The sequence below is a fragment of the Dactylosporangium cerinum genome (assembly GCF_042653625.1).
GTDB classification, from domain to species: domain Bacteria; phylum Actinomycetota; class Actinomycetes; order Mycobacteriales; family Micromonosporaceae; genus Dactylosporangium; species Dactylosporangium cerinum.
The window spans coordinates 18,408-36,729 of sequence record NZ_JBHSIU010000098.1; the positions used below are offsets into that span (position 1 = coordinate 18,408).

General features: G+C 67.6%; 11 protein-coding genes and 1 pseudogene. 7 read left to right on the plus strand and 5 right to left on the minus strand.

Going from position 1 to position 18,322, the window contains the following annotated elements; genetic code table 11:
- Positions 1-745: 745 nt before the first annotated feature.
- Together ACFPIJ_RS52005 and ACFPIJ_RS52010 are read left to right on the plus strand one after the other, a co-directional pair.
- On the plus strand, positions 746-1,027 hold the full coding sequence (locus ACFPIJ_RS52005; protein WP_380126954.1) for a hypothetical protein: 282 nt from the start codon (positions 746-748) through the stop codon (positions 1,025-1,027).
- A gap of 38 nt (positions 1,028-1,065) precedes the next feature.
- Complete coding sequence (locus tag ACFPIJ_RS52010) at positions 1,066-2,016, plus strand: hypothetical protein (protein ID WP_380126955.1); 951 nt, start codon at positions 1,066-1,068, stop codon at positions 2,014-2,016.
- Between the two features lie 596 nt (positions 2,017-2,612).
- Here the strand turns inward: ACFPIJ_RS52010 and ACFPIJ_RS52020 are convergent.
- From ACFPIJ_RS52020 to ACFPIJ_RS52030, 3 genes and pseudogenes are all read right to left on the minus strand, one after another.
- A pseudogene (locus ACFPIJ_RS52020) lies at positions 2,613-4,234 on the minus strand (IS1634 family transposase); the annotation flags it as partial.
- A gap of 757 nt (positions 4,235-4,991) precedes the next feature.
- On the minus strand, positions 4,992-6,416 hold the full coding sequence (locus ACFPIJ_RS52025) for a hypothetical protein (protein ID WP_380126958.1): 1,425 nt from the start codon (positions 6,414-6,416) through the stop codon (positions 4,992-4,994).
- Positions 6,417-6,974: 558 nt separating this feature from the next.
- The gene (locus ACFPIJ_RS52030) at positions 6,975-9,449 is read right to left on the minus strand and encodes a BTAD domain-containing putative transcriptional regulator (protein ID WP_380126960.1); all 2,475 of its coding nucleotides are present in this window, start codon (positions 9,447-9,449) and stop codon (positions 6,975-6,977) included.
- A 505-nt stretch (positions 9,450-9,954) separates the two neighbouring features.
- On the opposite strand from ACFPIJ_RS52030, the gene ACFPIJ_RS52035 reads away from it, so the two are divergent.
- Positions 9,955-11,790 carry an Hsp70 family protein gene (locus ACFPIJ_RS52035; RefSeq protein WP_380126962.1) on the plus strand — a complete coding sequence of 612 codons (1,836 nt, stop codon included), beginning with the start codon at positions 9,955-9,957 and terminating at the stop codon, positions 11,788-11,790.
- 423 nt (positions 11,791-12,213) lie between these two features.
- On the opposite strand, the gene ACFPIJ_RS52040 is transcribed toward ACFPIJ_RS52035, so the two are convergent.
- Positions 12,214-12,612, minus strand: a complete 399-nt coding sequence (locus tag ACFPIJ_RS52040) for a DUF1883 domain-containing protein (protein ID WP_380126963.1) — start codon at positions 12,610-12,612, stop codon at positions 12,214-12,216.
- A gap of 273 nt (positions 12,613-12,885) precedes the next feature.
- Here ACFPIJ_RS52040 and ACFPIJ_RS52045 point away from each other — a divergent pair, with 273 nt between their 5' ends.
- Positions 12,886-13,938, plus strand: a complete 1,053-nt coding sequence (locus ACFPIJ_RS52045; RefSeq protein ID WP_380126964.1) for a hypothetical protein — start codon at positions 12,886-12,888, stop codon at positions 13,936-13,938.
- Between the two features lie 182 nt (positions 13,939-14,120).
- The gene (locus ACFPIJ_RS52050; RefSeq protein WP_380126965.1) at positions 14,121-14,510 is read left to right on the plus strand and encodes a hypothetical protein; all 390 of its coding nucleotides are present in this window, start codon (positions 14,121-14,123) and stop codon (positions 14,508-14,510) included.
- Between the two features lie 292 nt (positions 14,511-14,802).
- Here ACFPIJ_RS52050 and ACFPIJ_RS52055 read toward each other — a convergent pair whose 3' ends face one another.
- Positions 14,803-15,273 carry a UPF0158 family protein gene (locus ACFPIJ_RS52055; RefSeq protein WP_380126966.1) on the minus strand — a complete coding sequence of 157 codons (471 nt, stop codon included), beginning with the start codon at positions 15,271-15,273 and terminating at the stop codon, positions 14,803-14,805.
- 239 nt (positions 15,274-15,512) lie between these two features.
- On the opposite strand from ACFPIJ_RS52055, the gene ACFPIJ_RS52060 reads away from it, so the two are divergent.
- Together ACFPIJ_RS52060 and ACFPIJ_RS52065 are read left to right on the plus strand one after the other, a co-directional pair.
- Entirely contained in the window at positions 15,513-16,562 is a 1,050-nt protein-coding gene (locus tag ACFPIJ_RS52060) for a hypothetical protein (RefSeq protein WP_380126967.1), read from the plus strand.
- 411 nt (positions 16,563-16,973) lie between these two features.
- Positions 16,974-18,137, plus strand: coding sequence for an IS701 family transposase (locus ACFPIJ_RS52065; protein ID WP_380126969.1), 1,164 nt, complete (start codon positions 16,974-16,976; stop codon positions 18,135-18,137).
- The last annotated feature ends 185 nt before the right edge of the window (positions 18,138-18,322 follow it).

The window sequence follows — 18,322 nt, forward strand, 5'->3', positions numbered from 1 at the left end:
CGTCGGTTTCCGCCGCCACTGCCGGCCCAGCGGCTATCTCGACCCGCAGGCACGGGTTCTTGCTCTGGGTAGATCCCGTTCCTGGCCAGCTTCCGCGGACTTGGCCAGGTTGAACCAGACTGGACACCAGCCCGCCGTACACCAGGTAGCGTGCAACGAGCAGCTTCCGACAGGTGTCGCTTGGGCGAGAGAACGATGAACCGCTGATCGGCGAAGACCTGCCACGGGGTGCGGCCGTCGGAGACGACGACCGGGGTGACGTCGAGGTGCGCGGCGGCGTCGCGGACAAAGCGCCACAGGTCCGGATCCTCGACCTTCGTATCCGCGGCTCTGCCGTGAGTTCGGACTTTCTGAAGGTGTTGAGCGGCGAACTCGCAGGCGCGGCTCCCATTTTCACAGTGGGACTGCTGCGGGTTGACGGGGTCTCGCAGATACTCGCGAGACGTCGGAACGGCCCAGTCCGGTGGTCGGGATGTTGGGGGGTGACGCGGCTGTTGGGCGCGTCCGCCAGGTCGGGTGGGCATGATGCTCCTCGGTCCTTGGACATGAAGAAGCGCCTCAGCCGGGATGGCTGAGGCGCTGGGTTGTCTTCGGTTTGTGGTGCCACGTCGTCTTGATCAGAGGGTCGTGTCGCGGCGATCGCTAGGCGTAGCTGGGTTCACGTGCATCTATCTGGGTCGCGGCGCCGACGGATGCAGTAGCCGGTCTAGGCGACGGACTCAAGGTCACGGTACGGCATGGTTTGATGACCTCCCGCGGGATGTCGTTGCAAGACGCCTACGACCTCGGCGTCGCCCACGAACTGGACAGCGACGATACGGATGAGGAATGGGGTTCACAGGACTCCGTCGCGGATCTGCACAACAACAATGTAGGTGCCCAGGTCGGAGTTGAGGCCCTTGCCACGGCCGCGGTTGACGCGTACATGTACAAGTTCGACACGTCGCCGGAGAAGATCATGATCTCAAAGTTGCGCGCAATGGTTGACCAACGCCGGGAACTCGACTTCTCGAGCACGCACGGATGAGGGGTAACTCAGGCCCGGTCCGACGGCATGCCCGTGCTGTGCGCGCGCTGCTGGCGGCAATGGTGTGCGTACTGGCCGTCCAGGGTTGCTCCGGGGGGCCCATGGGGTTTGACGACTCATCGCCGGTCTACCTCGAAGATGTCGAGTGGACCGACGACGGGCTGATCTACTTCATCAGGGAGCAGGGATTCGACGGTCATCCGGAACTGTGGCGGAAGCGAGCGGATGGCGCGGCCACGAAGATGCTGGCCGAGGTTCCTCGCGTATGCGACGTCGGCCGCGGGTACCTGGAGTTCGTGACGACTTCGTCTGCTGGGCAGCCGGCGGTCGGGGTGTCGTGCAGCGACGGCCGGACAACGGTGTACGCGTTCGATGCGACCACGAAGCGGGTGACCCCGCTCGTGGCGCTCGAGGACGCACGGCGGGTGACGATCGGGCCGCGCCCAGACGACGGGTACATGTTGCAGGGCGCCCACCCGTGCACGCGGGTGATGCCGTTTCGGGCCGGCGCCCTGGTTGAGTCGGACCTGTCGGTGCAAGCCGCCGCGGGATCCTGGCGGCTGCGGGACGGGTACAACGGCACGCCGGACTGCGCATCCGCCGGCGACGTGGGGGTGCCGGTGTGGAGCCGGCGCGGTGGCTTCGTCGCGTTCCTGGTCAGCTCCACACCACTGACGGCGGGCCGCAAGCCAGGGATGTCGTCCGACGGCTACGTCTGGAACGTCGCTGTGATCCGGGACCAGAGCTCCACGGTGGATCTGGTCGGCCCCGCCATCACCGATGCGAACGCGCTGGCGGTGTCTCCGGACGCGACGCAGATGGCTGTCGGGACCGAGGAGTCGATTCTGCTGATCGACGTCAGGACCGGCGTGAGCCGGCCCGTGCCGGGCGAGGCCGGCGCATACGACCTGGCGTTCTCGCCGGACGGCAGGCAGCTGCTCTGCACTGGCACAGACAAAAAGAGCATGCGGACCATCGCTGTGGCGTGAGGCTGGTCGTGCCGGCACGCAGAGCCGGGTCGGCGAGGCCTTCGATACCGAAGACTCGTTCAACCGCTGCCGCAGCGCAACACCGGCCCCTACCAAGGCAACGAGCCGCCGGCAACGTTGCCGAGCATTACGTTCGGACGGCGAGCAGCTCACGCACGTCTCGGCGCACTGTCCTGACGGACCGCAAAGGGCAGCGGCACGGCTGACGGACGCTGAGCCGTTGCTCGACGTGGCCAGGCCATCGATGTTCATGGCAGAGCCTGATGGACAGGGCATGCCAACTAACCCGGCCTCATGCCACCGCCCATCCCAAGTGTTGCGGACCGTGCCACCATCGCGTGGACGGGACAAGGCGTCGCGGTTCGGATGGGTACGGGGTTGCGGGGAGCGACCATAACTGGGTTTCTGATGTCAGAGTATGAGCTGCGGCGGCAGGACGCTTAACGAGTTCCAAGCCGCAGCGATCGACCGCTGGCCCCCGGGTTCCGCAGTTGGTAGTCACACGTGATGGCGGATCTGGGGTCTGAGCCGGGCAAACGCCGGTTGGGCCGGAGCGGCGCGTGTGTCTACGCTCCGGCCGGTCGGTCGAGCCGTGTTCAGGTGGGGTTGAAGGTGGTGACCCGGGCTGGTGGCTGGAGGGAAAGCGACTGGTAGATGGCCTTCTGCTCGGGCTGTAGCGGGGTGGTCTGGGTGATGGTGCCGGCGGGGCCGGCGAGGGTGACCTGTGTGATTCGCCCGAGTTGCCGGTTGATGTTTCGCCAGGTTTCACCGCTGCCGTGTTCGGCGACGAGGGTCAGCGGCAGCGCGAGCCAGCAGATCAGGACGTGGGCGCGGACGCGGTGTTCGAGACGGTGGAAGATCGGGCGGAGCAGCAGTTGGGTCTTCAGGTCGCGGAAGCCGCGTTCTGCCTCGAGGAGGTTCTTGTAGCCCAGGGCGGTGTCTTCGGCGCTGATGTGTGGGTCGCTGGTGGCGATGAGGTACTTGCCGTCCAGGCGGGCCTCGGCCTTGACCTTGCCGGCGTTGACTTTCAGTCGGCTGTTGGCCTGCTGGGTCAGCCACCGGCCGAGGGTGGGTGGTCGCGCAGGGCGCACTCGGCGCGCACATGGGCAGCTTCGTTGCGGGCGCGGGTCTTGTCACCGCGAGGGCGTTGCGCGTCGCGGGCGCGTTGCTCGGCGATCCGGCCGAGTTCGGCGTGGATGCGGGCGATCGCCTCGTCGCGCTGGGTCTGGTCCCGCAGGGCCTGGTCGGGGTTGTGGCAGATGACGAACCGGACGTCGGTTTCGTCGAGGCGGATCTCCTTGACCCGCAGGTTGTCCCGGACCTGTTGGTAGCGGCCCTGCCGGGCCAGGACCTGCTCGACGAGGGGGTTGCCGTCGCGCATGCGCATCCCGGCGATGTAGTGCCCGCCGGCGCGGCGCAGGTAGGCCAGGTTGTCCGCGGAGGTGAACCCGCGGTCCACGACGGTGATGACCCGGCCGAGTTTCCAGTCGCGGAGGTCGTCGCGGACCTCGGCCAGGACGGCCTGGTCGTTGGTGTTGCCGGACCAGCACCAGCAGCGGACCGGGATGCCTTCCTTCGTCACGGCCAGGCCGGTGACGATCTGCGGCAGATCGTGGCGGTGGTCCTTGGAGTGGCCGTAGCGGCGGAACGCGTCCTCACCGGTGTCTTTGGTATCGCGTTCGAAGTAGGTGGAGGTGGTGTCGAAGAACAGCAGGTCGACTTCGAGGTTGAGCAGGTTCGCCACGGCGAGGAACACTGCTTCCTGGACCCGGCCGGTGGTGTCGGCGTCGGCGAGGAGGTCCATCGCCCGGTAGGCGTGGTCATCGCTCATCGCAGGGTCCATCGTGGACAGTCCGGGGATCGCGGCGTCCTCACGGACCCACTCTGCGGCGGACAGCTTGCTCATCGGTGCGACCGCCCGGTTGGCCACGAGGGCGAACAGAACCCGTTCCATGTTCGTGGTGAACCGTCGCACGTCGGTGGCTGAGCGGACCGCAGCGCCGACGTCCGGACGGTGCCATAGCTGTTCCAGGAGCCACACCGAACCTGTCGTGCGGGCGTCGATCACCCCCAGCGGCGCCGCACCCGCGACAGGGCCGGTCTCGGCGCCCGGATCCGCGTCGCCGTCGCCGTAGTGCCGGTTGATCGACGCGGCCAGCCGGCGCAGCCCGGCCACGTCGACCTGGTCGGCCCGGCCGAGGTTCATCAGCACGTCGGGCCACTTCAGGGCCAGCTGGACATCGCCGAGGGAGAGATCGAATCCGGCCAGCCCCGACGCTGGAGTGGTCAAGTCGGTCCTGAGGCGCGTGCTCGACAAGATCGGCGAGACCGGAAGCACCATGCTCGATGCGGCGCTGACCGCGTACGCGAAGCACCTCATGCTCCAGGCCGGCGTACCACTCGAACCTGGTCAGTAATCCGTCGTTGCCCGCTAAGCGGGCGGATCGGGTGGTTAGCCGCGATCCGGCCGCCTGCGGTGCCCGTACGTCGAGCCAACGCGAGGGATGCCCCGGCCGCTAGGCCGGGGCATCCCTCGATCGTCTACTCGAACGCGAAGATCGCTTCCACGGCCAGTGATCGGCCGGTCGCACTGCGCGTTTGCAGTTCTGTGACGTGCCCCCGGCAGGGTTCGAACCTGCGCCAGCGGTTTCGGCGCGACTGCACCGTTACGTACTGACGCAAGTGAGCGTCCGGTATCGCCTGATGTTGCTTAGTAGCGGCACGTTCCGCCGGTTGCAGATCACACGCGGATCACACAAGCGTCTACTGTGGACGGCAAACAGGCCACGACCGGCTGGTGTTGGCCCTGGTCGTGGCCTGTTGCGTGCTGTACGCCGCGTAGGACTTGAACCTACAACCCGCAGATTAAGAGTCTGCAGGGCATACCTTTGTAACCGGGCCTACTTTGTCGGGTCGCCGAGGACGGCCGTCACCGGCAACGATCCTCGCCAACCGACGCGCTGCGGTCGCGCCCGTTATCGAACCGAGCCCAACGCCGGAGGAAGGGGAGAGGTGACCGGACCGGTCCGGGCAGTACCCAGGGCCGAGCCGCCGCCGCTCCTGGAAATTTCGAGTACTGCGGTTGAGCTGGTCTCGTCTACGGACTCCCAGCAGTCGACTCTCACCACAGCTGGGTTGAGGTGGTATCGGCCGCCGGTGTTGATGATGGGTTCCGTCGTTACGGGTGTGTCGGCTCGCATCGCTGCCCCGGTTCGTAGCACGTCCCGCATGACGCTGCGGAGGTTGCTGACGACCGTCGACAGCCGTTGGCTGGCTCGATCGGCTGGTACGTCACGCCATAGGGTGTCGAGGATGTCGGCGATGGCCACGCCGGACCGGTGCAGCACGAGCAGTGCCAGAAGCTCGAGGCTCTTGGAGCGCAGTCCCCGAACAGGCCGCCCGCCGCTGTCCAGGATCATCGGGCCGTCGATCATCTTGACCCGGACCGTCCCGCCGCTCGATCCGTCCACGACACGCGCCTGGCGCACAGTTCCGTCCACGACGCGATCTTCCGCGGCAACAAGCCGTTGCCCGCGGGCTTGGGCGTCTGCGGTACTGGCCGCGCCGTTCGACGGTGCGCCGATGGTCCGGCCGGTCGACGTCCCGGACCGTGCCGTGTGCCTTCGCAGCGGCGACGGACGCCGGCGAACTGTGATCCGTGACGGCTGTCGTCTCGGTTGCGTTCGGGATGCACTCAGCGCCCGTTGGTCGGTGGTGCGAAGGCTGTCGTGTCCGGACCCATCTGCGCGGGTCATGTTGGACGCCAGCGGCGTCGAGCGGTGGCAGTGTCGGCTGCGGTGTTCCTGACGTCTGTCAACAGGACCGTTGTGGCGGCCGTGCACGATCCGTTCTGCCGTGAGTTCCATTGCCAGCAGGGCGGTGATGCCGTCGTAGTCGGGTGTGGCGCTGAGTCGCCGGGCGACCTCATCGATGTCGAAGGTGTGGGCGGCGATTGCGGCCAGGTCGCTGCCGACGATGCTGCGGATCCGGGCCCGGAGGACGCCTGCGAGTGCGGCGTTGCGCTGCTCGCGCCGGCTGACGACGAGTGCTGCCTCGAGCGATCCGTACAGGCCCAGTGTCGGATACATCTTGGCGAGGCTGCGGGCTCTGGCTGTCATGATCGGGTGGCGTATCGAGTGGCCCCACAGTTCGTACTTCGGTGTGGGTGGCGGCAGTTGCCCGCGGGCCCGGAGCCGGTCCCGGCGTTGGTTCTCAACGTCGATCCACCAGCTGACGAATCCCAGCACGCTCATCAACGCGAAGAACCCGCCGAGGAGCGGACCGTCATGGGTCGCGGCGTTGAACGTGGCCGCGGCGACGGCAATGACAGCACCGACGAGCCGGGACACGAATGCGTGTTCGCCGAGACGACGGCGGGTGTCGGCGTCGGTGAGGAACACGACCCCACCGAGTTCCAGCGCGACGACCCCACCGACGGCGATCCACCACGGCAGCCGGAAGGTGGCGACCGCGCCGGTCGCGGCGCCGTACAGGGCCACGACGAGGACCACGGCGTAGAACAGCCGGCGCATGCGCGCTGCCCGGCGGACGGTCGAGGCGAGGTCACCGTCAAGGCTTTCGGCAGTGGCTGAGTCGGTGCGGCCGTCCTGCCGCGACAGCTGTGCCAGCAACTCCGGCTCCAACGACACGATCATCGGCGGTGCCCCGTGTTGCGCAGTCTCGCCACGTCCGGCCGGTCGGCGACTGTGGCGTCGTCCGGCGAACGGTGTCTCGGCGACGTGTGGCGCCTGCCGCTCGCGATGCCCGACGCGGCACGTCGGCGCTGATCACCGGCAGACCGCGGTGTTGCCGTCACACATGGGCATGACCGCCGCCGGATGGTGGAGCGCGGAAGGTCAGGGCGGTCGGTTCGTCGGCACCATGGCAGGGGAGTGGCGCGGCGACGCACTGTCGGCGCCGACGGTTGCCGATCGGTGTCGTGTCGGTCCATCACTACGTCAATCACGGCTCTCCTTGCCTGCGCGGGCCGGCGAACGGCGTTGGATCTGTATGTAGAGGGCGACAGAGGCTTCATTGGGGCGTTCCCCGATGTCGGCGAGGGCGGTGCGGAGGCGTTCCCACCGGGCGGTGACCCGCTCGGTGTCGCCGGCCCAGGCGAGGGCGGTGATGGCGTCGCGGGTGAGCGCCTCGTTGGCCGGGTCGAGGTCGGCCGCGTCGTCGAGCAGCGCAGCAGCCTCGGCGGGACGGTCATCGCTGAGGAGGTCGGCGAGTTGCCGGCGGGCGGCGATGCCCTGCTGCCGGTAGGCCTGACGGTCCAGGTCGATCCACGCATACGGCAGGTCCCCGGCGAGGTCCCCGGTGTGCGCAGCCACCGCCGTCCGCAACGCCGCCTCGCGACGGGTCGGGCTGTGCCGTGCGGTCGCCAGGGCGTCGTCGAGTTGCCACGCGTCGATGTCAAGGTCCGGGTTGAGGTGGTACCGGCCCCCGGTGTTGATGACCGGTTGCGCGGTCGGATTGCCGGCTGCTGCCCGGATGCTTTGACGCAGGTTCCCGACCACGGTGGACAGTCGCTGACCCGCCCGGGTGACGGTGGCGTCCGGCCAGATCGCTTCCATGATGTCCGGCAGCGCCGCGCCGGCGCGGTGGACCGTCAGGTAGGTCAGCAGCTCGAGGGCGTGGCCGCGCATCCCGGCGACGGGCTGGCTGTCTGCGTCGAGCACCACGACGTCCCCGAGGACCTGGATGCGTGTGCGTGCCGGATGCCGATCGGTGCTGGCTGCCGGCGTCGGGGACGCGTCCTGGGCGATGTCCGGGCGTCCGCTGCCGGGCTGGCTGCCGGGTTCAATGGGTCCTGCGGGGCCGGCAGCAGCGTCGAGGACGATGCCGTCGATGCCGAGGTGCCGGCAGCGGTCCAGCAGTGCGGTGATCCTGGCCCGTGGGTGTTCCTCGGACGGCTGCACGATGTAGGTGACGGCCGGCGGTTCAGCCGCAGCACCGTCGGCAGCGATGTCGGCGGATCCGACACAGCTACTGAGGTCAGTGACGTCAGTGATGTCGGTGACGTCGTGCTCGAGGAGGATTCGGGTCCGGTGCAGGGTCTCGGTTTCCAGCAGCCGGATTGCTTCACCGAGGGTGCCGGTGACCGTCAAACCCGCCCGGGCCGGTGCACCAGGCGCCACCACGGCAAGGGCGTCGGCGGTGATGACAACCGCCGTACCGCCGCCGTCGTCCTGCAGCAGCGCGGCAAACCGTGCTTGCGCGGCGGCGACACCAACGTCGACCCCACCAGACGTCGACACCGCGTCCACCGTGACTGCCGGCGCTTCCTGTTCCGCGGGCGAAGCCGGCGAACTCGATGCGACTGCACCAGCCGCAACATCGGACCTTCTAACGGTGGGACCGAATCTCCTGTGGGGGCTGCTGTCACCGGTGTCGGTATCCGGGGCGGGTGGCCCCGCTGCTGCTGATCGTGGTGCGGTCGGGCTGGCCCGCCACGACCGCGACCGTCGACGCCTGGCCGCCGCCGCGGCACCCACTGCCGCCGCTCCACCCGCCAGCAGCAGCCACGGCAGGACGCCGGCGTCATCCGTGTCCGACGCATGCGTCGTATGGGGACCGGAAGCCGTGGACGCATCGGCACCGACCATCGGTGATGTGCTCGCCGTAGCGGTGGGGCCGACATGTTCATCTGCGGTGGTTTGCGGCAACGGTTCCTGCGTAGGAGCGGATTCGGTGAGTGCTGGCACGGCCGGCTCGACGCCAGGCAGTCGCAGGGTCCAACCCGGATAGATCAGATGAGGATTGGTGAACGTCCCGCCGACATCGTCGAAATGGGCGCCTTTGTTGAGGGCGAAGATTTCCGGCCATCGGTTCGCGTCGCCGATCTCCCGGGCCGCGATCCGGGCCAGTATGTCTCCTCGACGCACCGTGTACGTCCGCGGCTGCGCTGCCGGCCCACCAGCGACGGCCCCGACCAGCACGAACTCGCCGTCACCGGTGACAACCGCGGCGGCCGGCGGCGACGACGCCGGATACGTCGCTTGCACCGATACGTGGCCCGCTGCCTCGCCGGAGATCGGACCGCTCCCGCCGGCAGCCAGCGCAGCAGATGGCTGCAGCAGCATCGCCACAGTGCCCGCTGCGGCGCTCACCGCGTGATGCAACGGCACCGGTAGCCGCGCGCGGATGTCACCGACTCCTCGTACCACTGCGATGACGTCCGAGATCGTTGCGACCAGCAGCCAACCCCAGACGAACCAACCCACGCCGACGGCGACCAGCACCAGCGTGGCGGCGCACAACGGCTGCGCCACGACCTCGGCCCAGTCGATGTTGCTCCAGGCCGCCGTCTGCAACGTCATCAGCAGGCCCGGCAGGGCGACGAGGCCGGTCAACAGGGCGACGGCTGCGGCGAGCGAACGCAGTACTCGAACGGTAACGCCGACCGCCAGGCCGACGGCGGTACCGGGCATCAAACATCGACGACGCATTGTAGGGTCTCCCGTCCAGCGGAACCAATCGACGGACGTGGACACCGTAGGACGCGGTCAGCGGTCAGACGGGCAAAATGTCGGTCACAGCAGTTCACACGCGATCACAGCGGTAACACCGCAGCTCAGCGGCATCCGCATGGTCGCGGCCAACCGGTCGAAAGGTCGCGCGGTACGCACGGTTGCTCGTCGTACATGCGCAGACCGTGACAGCTCCCGGATGCCAGGTGTCAGTCCGCCAAGCGGCGGGAAGTGGCCAGGACAGCCCGCTGGACAGACGCGGCGCGTACGTATTCGTTGACGAACAGCCGCGATGACGGCGCGGTCACAGCGACGACAGTCCGGCGCAGATGCCCGTGACCAGCGGGCCGTACACGGCATCGATGCCCAGCGCATCCGAACCGGCACAATGAGATCGGCCGACCGGCGGCACTCGGCCGCTGCTTACCCCATTCTCGTCCAGTGTCTGGATCAGTACGCTGCCGGCGTGCATCCCCACTCGAGCCTGGGCATCGACTTCGGCACCACCCACACGGTCGCCGTGCTCTCGGAGTCCGACGGCCGTTCCGAGGCGCTGCTGTTCGACGCGTCACCGCTGTTGCCGTCCGGGGTCTACGCCGACTCGGGCCGCTTGCTCGTAGGCAGGGACGCCGAGCGTTCCGCTCGGCTGAACCCCGCAGCGTACGAACCGAACCCGAAGCGCCGCATCGACGACGGCACCCTGCTCCTCGCAGATGCACAGGTCGCCGTGGTCGACGTGGTGGCCGCCGTGCTGACGAGGGTGGCTGAGGACACGCGGCGGACGCTCGGCGGTGACCCACGGAGGGTGGTCGTGACGCATCCCGCCGGCTGGGGGCAGCGACGGCGGGACATCCTGGCCGACGCGGCCGCCCGGGCCGGCTTCGGCAACGTCGAACTTGTACCCGAGCCCGTCGCCGCCGCTCAATACTTCACCAGCGTGCTCGGCCATCAAGTGCCCGAAGGTACGGCTGTGGTGGTGTACGACCTCGGCGGCGGCACGTTCGACATCAGCGTGGTGCGCAGGCTTGCTGACGGTGGCTGGAAGGTCGCCGCGTCCGCAGGCCTGGACGACGTCGGCGGCGTAGACATGGACGCTGTCATCGTCGACCGTGTGCTCCGCGCACTCGACGAGCCGGCACAGCAGCGGCTCGCTCATCCTCAGTCGCTCGCCGACCTCCGGCATCGTCTGCAGCTCTGGGACGACGCCCGATCAGTCAAAGAACAATTGAGCCGTGGCGCAGTCGCTGGCATGCCGCTACCGCTCGCGGACCGCGACGTTCATGTCACCCGCGAAGAGTTCGAAGAGCTGACCCGGCCCCTGCTTGAACGAACGATCACGCTGACGACCGCCACGCTGTTCACCAGCGGCGTCAACGCCGACCATCTCGCCGGCGTCTTCCTGGTGGGCGGCGCCACGCGGGTGCCGCAGGTCGCCACGCTGCTACACCGAGCGCTCGGTGTTCCCCCGGTCGTCATCGAACAGCCGGAGCTGGTCGTTGGCCGCGGCAGCGTCGTGTCCGTCACAGCGCTCGTGGCCCGGCCCGCAACTGCGGACGTACCACGGTCGACCGGCGACGGTGAGGCCCCTGAAGGGCCAGCTCGACCGGTGCCGTCTTCGCCGCGTGAGGACCCATCCACCGTTATTGCAACACCGGCCGACGAGACACCTGGCCCGCGCGTCGACCCTCAGCCTGAGCCCCGTCCGGTGGCCGCGCACCTCCTCCTCGTTCTGGTCTTGCTCGTAGCGACCGCGGTCTCCGCACTGTTGCTGAACCTGACGCTCAACGCGGTTGCCCACGACCTGTTCTACTTCAGCTGGCACCGCTGGCAGGCGCTGTGGATCCTGCCCGTGCTGGCCGCGGCTGCTTGCGCTGTCTGTCTGCTGGTCTGGACCGTGGGTCGGCTGGTGCATGGGCTGGTACTCGTCGGGTTTGGGATCGTCTTCGCGTTCTGGGCGAGTGTCGGAGTTACCGGCGAGGTGTTCACCGGTGACAACACCGCAGGCGTCATCCTCCCGGCTGTGGCCATGGTGACTGTCGGCTTGCTCGCACCGCGCGGGGTCCGATCGGATCGGCGACGATCGGGCTGGACTCTCGGCGTTGTTGCTCTGGGTGGCCTGGCAGCGGGTTTCGGCAACTGGTTCGCGGCGCTCAAGCAGGAAAGCAATCCCGAGTTGTTCACGTTGATCTTCTATCTCCTTCCCATGGCGGCCGGTGTAGTGGGCTCGTTCGCCCTCATCGACTGGTGGCAGGCACGTCGATCGCATCCGAGGGTGTGGCAGGCCGACACCGCCGTCGAATAGCGCGCGGCACCAATCGACGGAGTGGACACCGTAGGACGCGGTCAGCGGTCAAGCGGACAAATGTCGGTCACAGCAGTTCACACACGATCACAGCGGTAACACCGCAGCTCAGCGGGCATCCGCATGGTTGCGGCCAACCGGTCGACGCCGCGTCGGCACACCCTCGCCACAGCGGCCGACAAAGACGGTCACGCACACAGCAGCTGACAGCACCATGAACGGGACCGCCCAACCAGATCCCTCGACGACCACCCTCGAGCCCCTGGCTCCGTCAGTGATTTCGGGACCCGTTTGTCGGCGAGCGTAGTTCCCACCAGCCGACTGCCAAATCTTGTATTCGTGAGCTCGGGGCCCACTCACGAGGCCGGGCAAGGAGGCCGGCAGGCCGAGCCAACGCAGCGGGGTTGCCAGCAAGGGACACGTTCAGCCGAGGATTTTTCGGTACGGAGCGTGATGGTCATCCAGAGGGCGCGCACCGTCAGCGGCACGAGCAGACTGGCGGATCGTAGCGACGGTCGCGGCCACGACCCCGGCCGGCCTCGACAAAGTTCCGATTCGGGCATGATGGGCCTGTCCGACCTCGACACTGATTCGACGAGGGTAGCTGTCGACTACCAGGTACCAGCGGGCGTCATACGGCACCTCAAGAACAACCGGGCTGAAGTCGAAGAAGCCGCCGTAGCACTCGTACTCTTCGTCGTCGAGATAGGCCTGATACTCGTCCCTGTCCATGAGCATGACCCTGGCGGTCGAACCTCGAAGGGTCACTTCGAGCTGAGCGCCGCCGGCGAAGGACCCAAGCTCCCAGTACAGATGCTCCATGAGCCATTCGTAGCGGGACAGGTGCGTACAGTAAAGGTCGAGTCGCCAACCGGTCCGTCCTCGGCAGCGACTGAGTCGCTATTGTTGCTGTGGGCGGCGAGCGTTCCGCGGCAGATGCGGGGGCTTCACCGGACTCTGTTGTCAGGCACTGTTGTGCGGGCCGCCTGCCGATACAGAAATGCCGCGAGGTCAGCGAGGCACCAGGGCCGTGGCGCGGTCGACAGGGCTGGGCGATGACTTAGATTGACCTTACTCGACGCGCCCGGGGGATAGATGACGGTTTTCGGCTGCCGGACCTGCAAGGCTGCTCTGACGGTTCCGGTGTCGAGGGTGGCGCTGCCCGTGCACATGGACCAGAAGTACGGGAACGGACCGGGATCGCTCGCCCCGGCGCTGGAGCCGGGCACGTTCGCGGTGAATCCGCTGCCCTCCGGTTCGCCGTGGCGCCGGTGGGCCGAGCTCGAAGCAGGTGAGGCCGAGGCGCTCGGCTGGTACGCGCCGAGGTTCAGTATCTCCGCCGGGCCGGTCGGCCGGGTGTTGATCGCCCCAGGGGACGTACGCGGCGCCGTCATCGACCCGGCGCTGGTCGGCGACTCCGCGTGCTGTGGCCTCGATGGCGGCGAGCCCAACATGGTCTGCGTCACCTGCGGCACGCCGGTGGCCATCCGGATCGACGACTGTGGCCTGCGGCAGGCGATCTGGCTGGACCCGCTGGCCACCGGCATGATCGAGGACGGTTCCGGCCCGCACCCGGTGCTCGACTGGGCGGACCTGATCGACCAACGGCCCGGTATCCCGCCGTCCGAAACGGGCGGCTGGCACCCGATGTGGGCAGCCGCTGTGGCCTCGGCGCTGGCGCACTTGTTGGCCGCCTCGGGCGGCGACCCGATCCTGATCCCGGATCACCAGGTCGCCGAGATATTCAGGCCCACTCTCGCCCGTCTCGTCGGCCCGGTCGGCACGAGGCTGGAGCGCACCCTGGTCCTGGCCGGGCCCGGCCTTCCGGAGGCCGACGGCGATTTCGCTCTCATCCCGGAACATCCGCAGACTGGCGAACTCTGGCCGGTGGCCCCGCCGGTGAAGCCGGTCCCACTGGCCTGGGACGCCTGGCGGCACCTCGCGTTCCACCGAGCCCCGAAGCCGGTCGGGCGGTCGGTCCCGATCCTGCCCGAGGCCCTGCCGGCATTGCTCCCGGGTTACCGGTTCGAGCCGGACGGCAAGATATTCCTCAGCGTTCTGGCCCGACTGCCCGAGGTCAGGCAGCCGCAGTTGCGTGCCGTGTACGACCGAGGCCGTCCCTATAGCTACAGCTTCTACATCTTCTGACCGCGTGGCTCGCCGTGATAGCGCCCTTCTTACGGCGGCTTCACGCTCATCGGCCAGTTCAGGAAGCCGCCGACACCGCCAGGTCGATCACCAATCGTGACGGCCAGGAGGCGGTCGCCGCGCACCATCGGCGGCAGATGCGGGCGTCGCACAGTGACGTCTGCGCTCAGTATTCTCGAGGGATGTCCGAGACCCTCGATGAACTGTTGCGCGCGCTCGCCGCCGCGGGTCGAGGCGTGGATGCGTCGTCACTGATGGACGAGATCGAGTTGCTTGTCGAAGAGGATCCCGAGGGCAGCCGCACGGCCGTCTACGCCTATGCCGGTGATGAGGGGATGCGCCTCCGGCTGGTTGGCTTCCTCGGAGATCCGCGCGACTTCGACGTCCTCGCTGCGGGTCTTGCCGATCCGGAGCTGCGGTTCACGGCACTGGAGGCCCTCACCAACCAACCGGACGCCGACCGGGTCGACGCCGTGGCTCGGTCGTTTCTTGTCGACCTGACCCGATGGTTCGGTCGCAGGCCGCCGGCATGGTGTCCTTTTGGGCCAGGCCCGGGGCGCTTGAGGTGTTGATGCCGCTTGCTGATGATCCGGTTCCGCACGTTCGGATGGTCCTTGGTTGGCACCTCGGCGGACTGCGCGATCTGGCGGCCGAACCGACACTTCGCGTGCTTCTCGCCGATCCCGACGAGCAAGTACGGAAGTTCGCCGCCCGCGGCCTCGCAAGGTTGAACAGCAAGTAGTCGTGTACGGTGCCCAGCGACTGGATGTTGGGTCGATCATGGCTACGCTGCGCAACGAGCGACCAGCGGCAGATGTGCGCGCTTGACGCAGTCAAGATCGTCGGTGGAAGAGGCGCCGGGGATCATGGCACATTGGGGTCGGGGTGGTCATCTACAAACCGTGTGGCGGCGTCGCCGTCGATGAGCGAGTTGTCGACGAGCCAGTCGACCGCGCGACGTTGGGCGCGGGCGTCGCGGAAGGCGTGCCACGCCGGCAGCAGGTGCGGATGTTCTTGGTGCAGCTCGTCTTTGAAACGACGAAAGGCGCCCTTGCCCTCGATGGCCCGCGCCAGCCTCCGTCCGGTTCGGTCATCGCTGACCCGCTCGGCGAAGTCAGCCATGTCCTGGTACCAGATGTAGGACGGGAGCGGGTCGATGCAGATCAGGTCTAGATCATCGAGGTCAACGGGTGTCTGGCCGTCGATCCCGGTGTCGGAAGTCCAGAACACGACGTCTCCGGTCTGCGGATTGATCAGCCAGCGGTGCTCGTAGTCTGTCTGGTCCGCAAGAGCGGTAGCGATCTCCTCCAGATCAAGGCCGCTCAGATCAAGCATCGGACCACGATAGTCGCCGCACATAAATCTGGCCGCGCGGCCACTGGTCGACTTCCATCGATGTTACCTGCGCTGATCGCGGCAGAGTAATAAGGCGCGCCGTCGGAGGATTCCCGTTGGGTCGGAACTCGGCAGCGCTCGTTCTGAGCTCTGGCTCCTTCTCCTTCAGCGCCGAGAGGACCTGCTGCTGCTCGATCTGTAGCCCTTGGTTGTTGCTGGGTCGACCAAAGTCGGTAGCCGTGCCGGTAACGGCCGCCGAGCATGAAGACATGACGGATACAGCCGAAGATGCGGTTCCCGCTCGGGCCGGCCGGCGTCGCGGTTTGCCGGCGGTGGGCCTCTTCCTGCTGTCACCGCTGTTCGGCGAGTATCTGTTGGGCAATCTGAAGGTCTCGGATCTTGCGCTGCTGCCGTTCCTGGCCCTGATGTACGGTGCGGGTGCGCTGTTGATCAGGGAGACGGCGCGCCGGTTCGGGCGCGGATCGGCCACGATGCTCATCCTCGGCGTCGCCTACGCGCTGGTCGAGGAGGGACTGGTCGACCAGATGCTGTTCAATCAGCATTACTTCGTCGGCCAGTCGGAGGGCAGCGACACGTACATCGGTGCGTTCGGTGTCGACGCCTGGCTGACGATCATCGTCGTGGCGATGCACGCCATCTGGAGTACCTACATCCCCATCACCATCGTGGAGTCGCTGGTGCCGGGCAGGCGGGCCCGGCCGTGGCTGGGCCCGGTCGGCATGGCTGTGACGGCGTCGGTGTTCGCCGGTGGGTCGGCATGGCTGGGCTGGGAGACCTATCGCGAGACCGGGTTCCTTGCCTCAGCGGCACAGGTGACCGGCGCGTCGCTCGTGGTGGCGGGGCTGGTCGTCGCTGCGTTCCTGGTGCCGCGGCGGGTCGGCGGACCGCCGCCGTCGGGCAGGCCCACGCCAAGGGTGTGGATCGCCGGCCTGTCCGCGTTTGCGGTGTCGAGCCTGTTCATGCTCACCGATACGTTGCCCGGCTGGCTTGAGGTGGCGGCCGCGCTCCTGCTCATGGTCGTCTTCGCCGTCGCGGTGCTCCGGTGGTCAAGCCGTCCCGGGTTCGGCGAGCGCCACCGACTTGGGCTGGTCGCCGGCGGGGTACTGACGTACGCCTGGTTGGGCCTGACGATGGAACCGGAGACCGGTCCGAGGTCGATGAGCGACCAGGTGGGCGGTGTACTCATCGCCGGTTTCGCGCTCGCGCTCACCGCGCTCGCTGTTCGGCGGTCGACGGCTGTCGACAATGGTCCGGCCGGCCCCGGGTGAGCCATTCCGAGCCACTTTTCCGCGAGCCTGTTGCCGGCCACCGACGAGCGGGGCGATGCCGACGTCTGGCAGATCCCGAGACGGCACCATCAGAAGCGACCGACGCCCGACCTCAAAGGACTGGGTGAGAGCTGTGCTCGTCGTCCTCCGCACTCTCAACGGCAACTCAGTGCCGCTCATTCGAAGGGATAGGACAGGCCGGTCGAGGCCACCGTCGACCACGTTCGACCACGTGGCGACGCATCCTCTCATCGGCTCCCTGTTTACTGGATCTAGTACTCCAGCCGTACTTTCGCGCCTGACGTTGTTGCTGGTGGGAGGCCATTTTGTCGTCTTGGTAGGGTGGCCCTGTTGTGATGACCATCCTATGTAGACTGTCGTGCCGTGTCGATCGGTGCGGTTCCGGGGTGGATGTCGGCGTTCGACGACCTGATGGCTGTGGTGGCGCCCCGGTTCGGGCGGGTGGAACCGCGCCGGCAGGCCCGGAGCTATCTGGTGGGTCTGTTATCGCCGTTGGCGGACAAGAACGGCTGGACCTTGGCGGAGGCGGCGGGCGACCGGACGCCGGACAGGATGCAGCGGCTGCTCAACAGGGCTCAGTGGGACGCTGACGCGGTCCGCGACGACCTGTACAGCTATGCCGCTGAGCATGTCGGCGATCCCGGCGGGGTGTTGATCGTGGACGAGACCGGGTTCTTGAAGAAGGGCGTCAAGTCCGCCGGAGTACAGCGGCAGTACTCCGGCACTGCGGGCCGGATCGAGAACTGCCAGCTCGGCGTGTTCCTGGCCTACTCGAGTCCGCGTGGGCGGGTGCTGCTGGACCGGGAGTTGTATCTGCCTCGGACCTGGTGCGACGACCTGGCGCGCCGCCGTGAGGCCGGCGTCGATGACGCGGTGCGCTTCGCGACCAAGCCGGCGCTGGGTCTGCAGATGCTCGCCCGTGCGGTGGATGCCGGCCTGCCGGCAAAGTGGGTGACCGCGGACGAGGCGTACGGCAAGGACGCCAAGTTCCGGCTGTGGCTGCAGCAGCGCCGCATCAGCTACGTCCTGGCCGTGGCCAGCAACCAGAAGGTCCCGACCGAGGGCGGCAGCGCCCGCGCTGACGTGCTGGCCGCTGCCGCGCCGGCGCTAGCCTGGAAGCGCCGCAATTGCGGTGACGGCGTGAAAGGGCCTCGGGTCTACGACTGGGCAGTCGCCACGCTGCCGGACACCGGCACCGCCGAACACGGCCACACCCGCTGGCTGCTGATCCGCCGCAGCATCGCCAAACCGACCGACCTGGCGTATTACCTGTGCTACGGCCCGGACGGCACCGGCGACGAGGAACTCATCCGGGTCGCCGGGACCCGCTGGGCGATCGAGGAATGCTTCCAGACCTCGAAAAACGAGGTCGGTCTCGACCACTACCAGGTCCGCCGATACGACGCCTGGTACCGGCACATAACTCTGGTTATGGTGGCCCACGCGTTCCTCGCCGTCACCGCGGCCACCGCTGAAAAAGGGGCTGTGCAAGGGATCGGGAAGGCCTCATACCCCTCACCCTCGGTGAGGTCCGACGTCTCCTGGCACACCTGATCACCATCACCCGACCCGTTGATCATATCGATCGATGGTCACGATGGCGCCGCCGACACCAGTTCAGGGCCCGAACCAGCCACTACCAGCGAAGACTCGACCTATTGCAAGTGCGGCTGGAGTACTAGTAGTGCTTTGTCATGATCTTCGGCGGGGTCGTCGTTTCGGTTGCGGGAACTGGGTTC

Bases quoted from the DNA above. Each gene is read 5' to 3' on its own strand.
- ACFPIJ_RS52005 (WP_380126954.1), top strand. From the start codon at position 746: ATGACCTCCCGCGGGATGTCGTTGCAAGACGCCTACGACCTCGGCGTC.
- ACFPIJ_RS52030 (WP_380126960.1), bottom strand. From the start codon at position 9,449: ATGCCCGGTACCGCCGTCGGCCTGGCGGTCGGCGTTACCGTTCGAGTA.
- ACFPIJ_RS52040 (WP_380126963.1), bottom strand. From the start codon at position 12,612: ATGGAGCATCTGTACTGGGAGCTTGGGTCCTTCGCCGGCGGCGCTCAG.
- ACFPIJ_RS52045 (WP_380126964.1), top strand. From the start codon at position 12,886: ATGACGGTTTTCGGCTGCCGGACCTGCAAGGCTGCTCTGACGGTTCCG.
- ACFPIJ_RS52050 (WP_380126965.1), top strand. From the start codon at position 14,121: ATGTCCGAGACCCTCGATGAACTGTTGCGCGCGCTCGCCGCCGCGGGT.
- ACFPIJ_RS52055 (WP_380126966.1), bottom strand. From the start codon at position 15,273: ATGCTTGATCTGAGCGGCCTTGATCTGGAGGAGATCGCTACCGCTCTT.
- ACFPIJ_RS52065 (WP_380126969.1), top strand. From the start codon at position 16,974: ATGTCGGCGTTCGACGACCTGATGGCTGTGGTGGCGCCCCGGTTCGGG.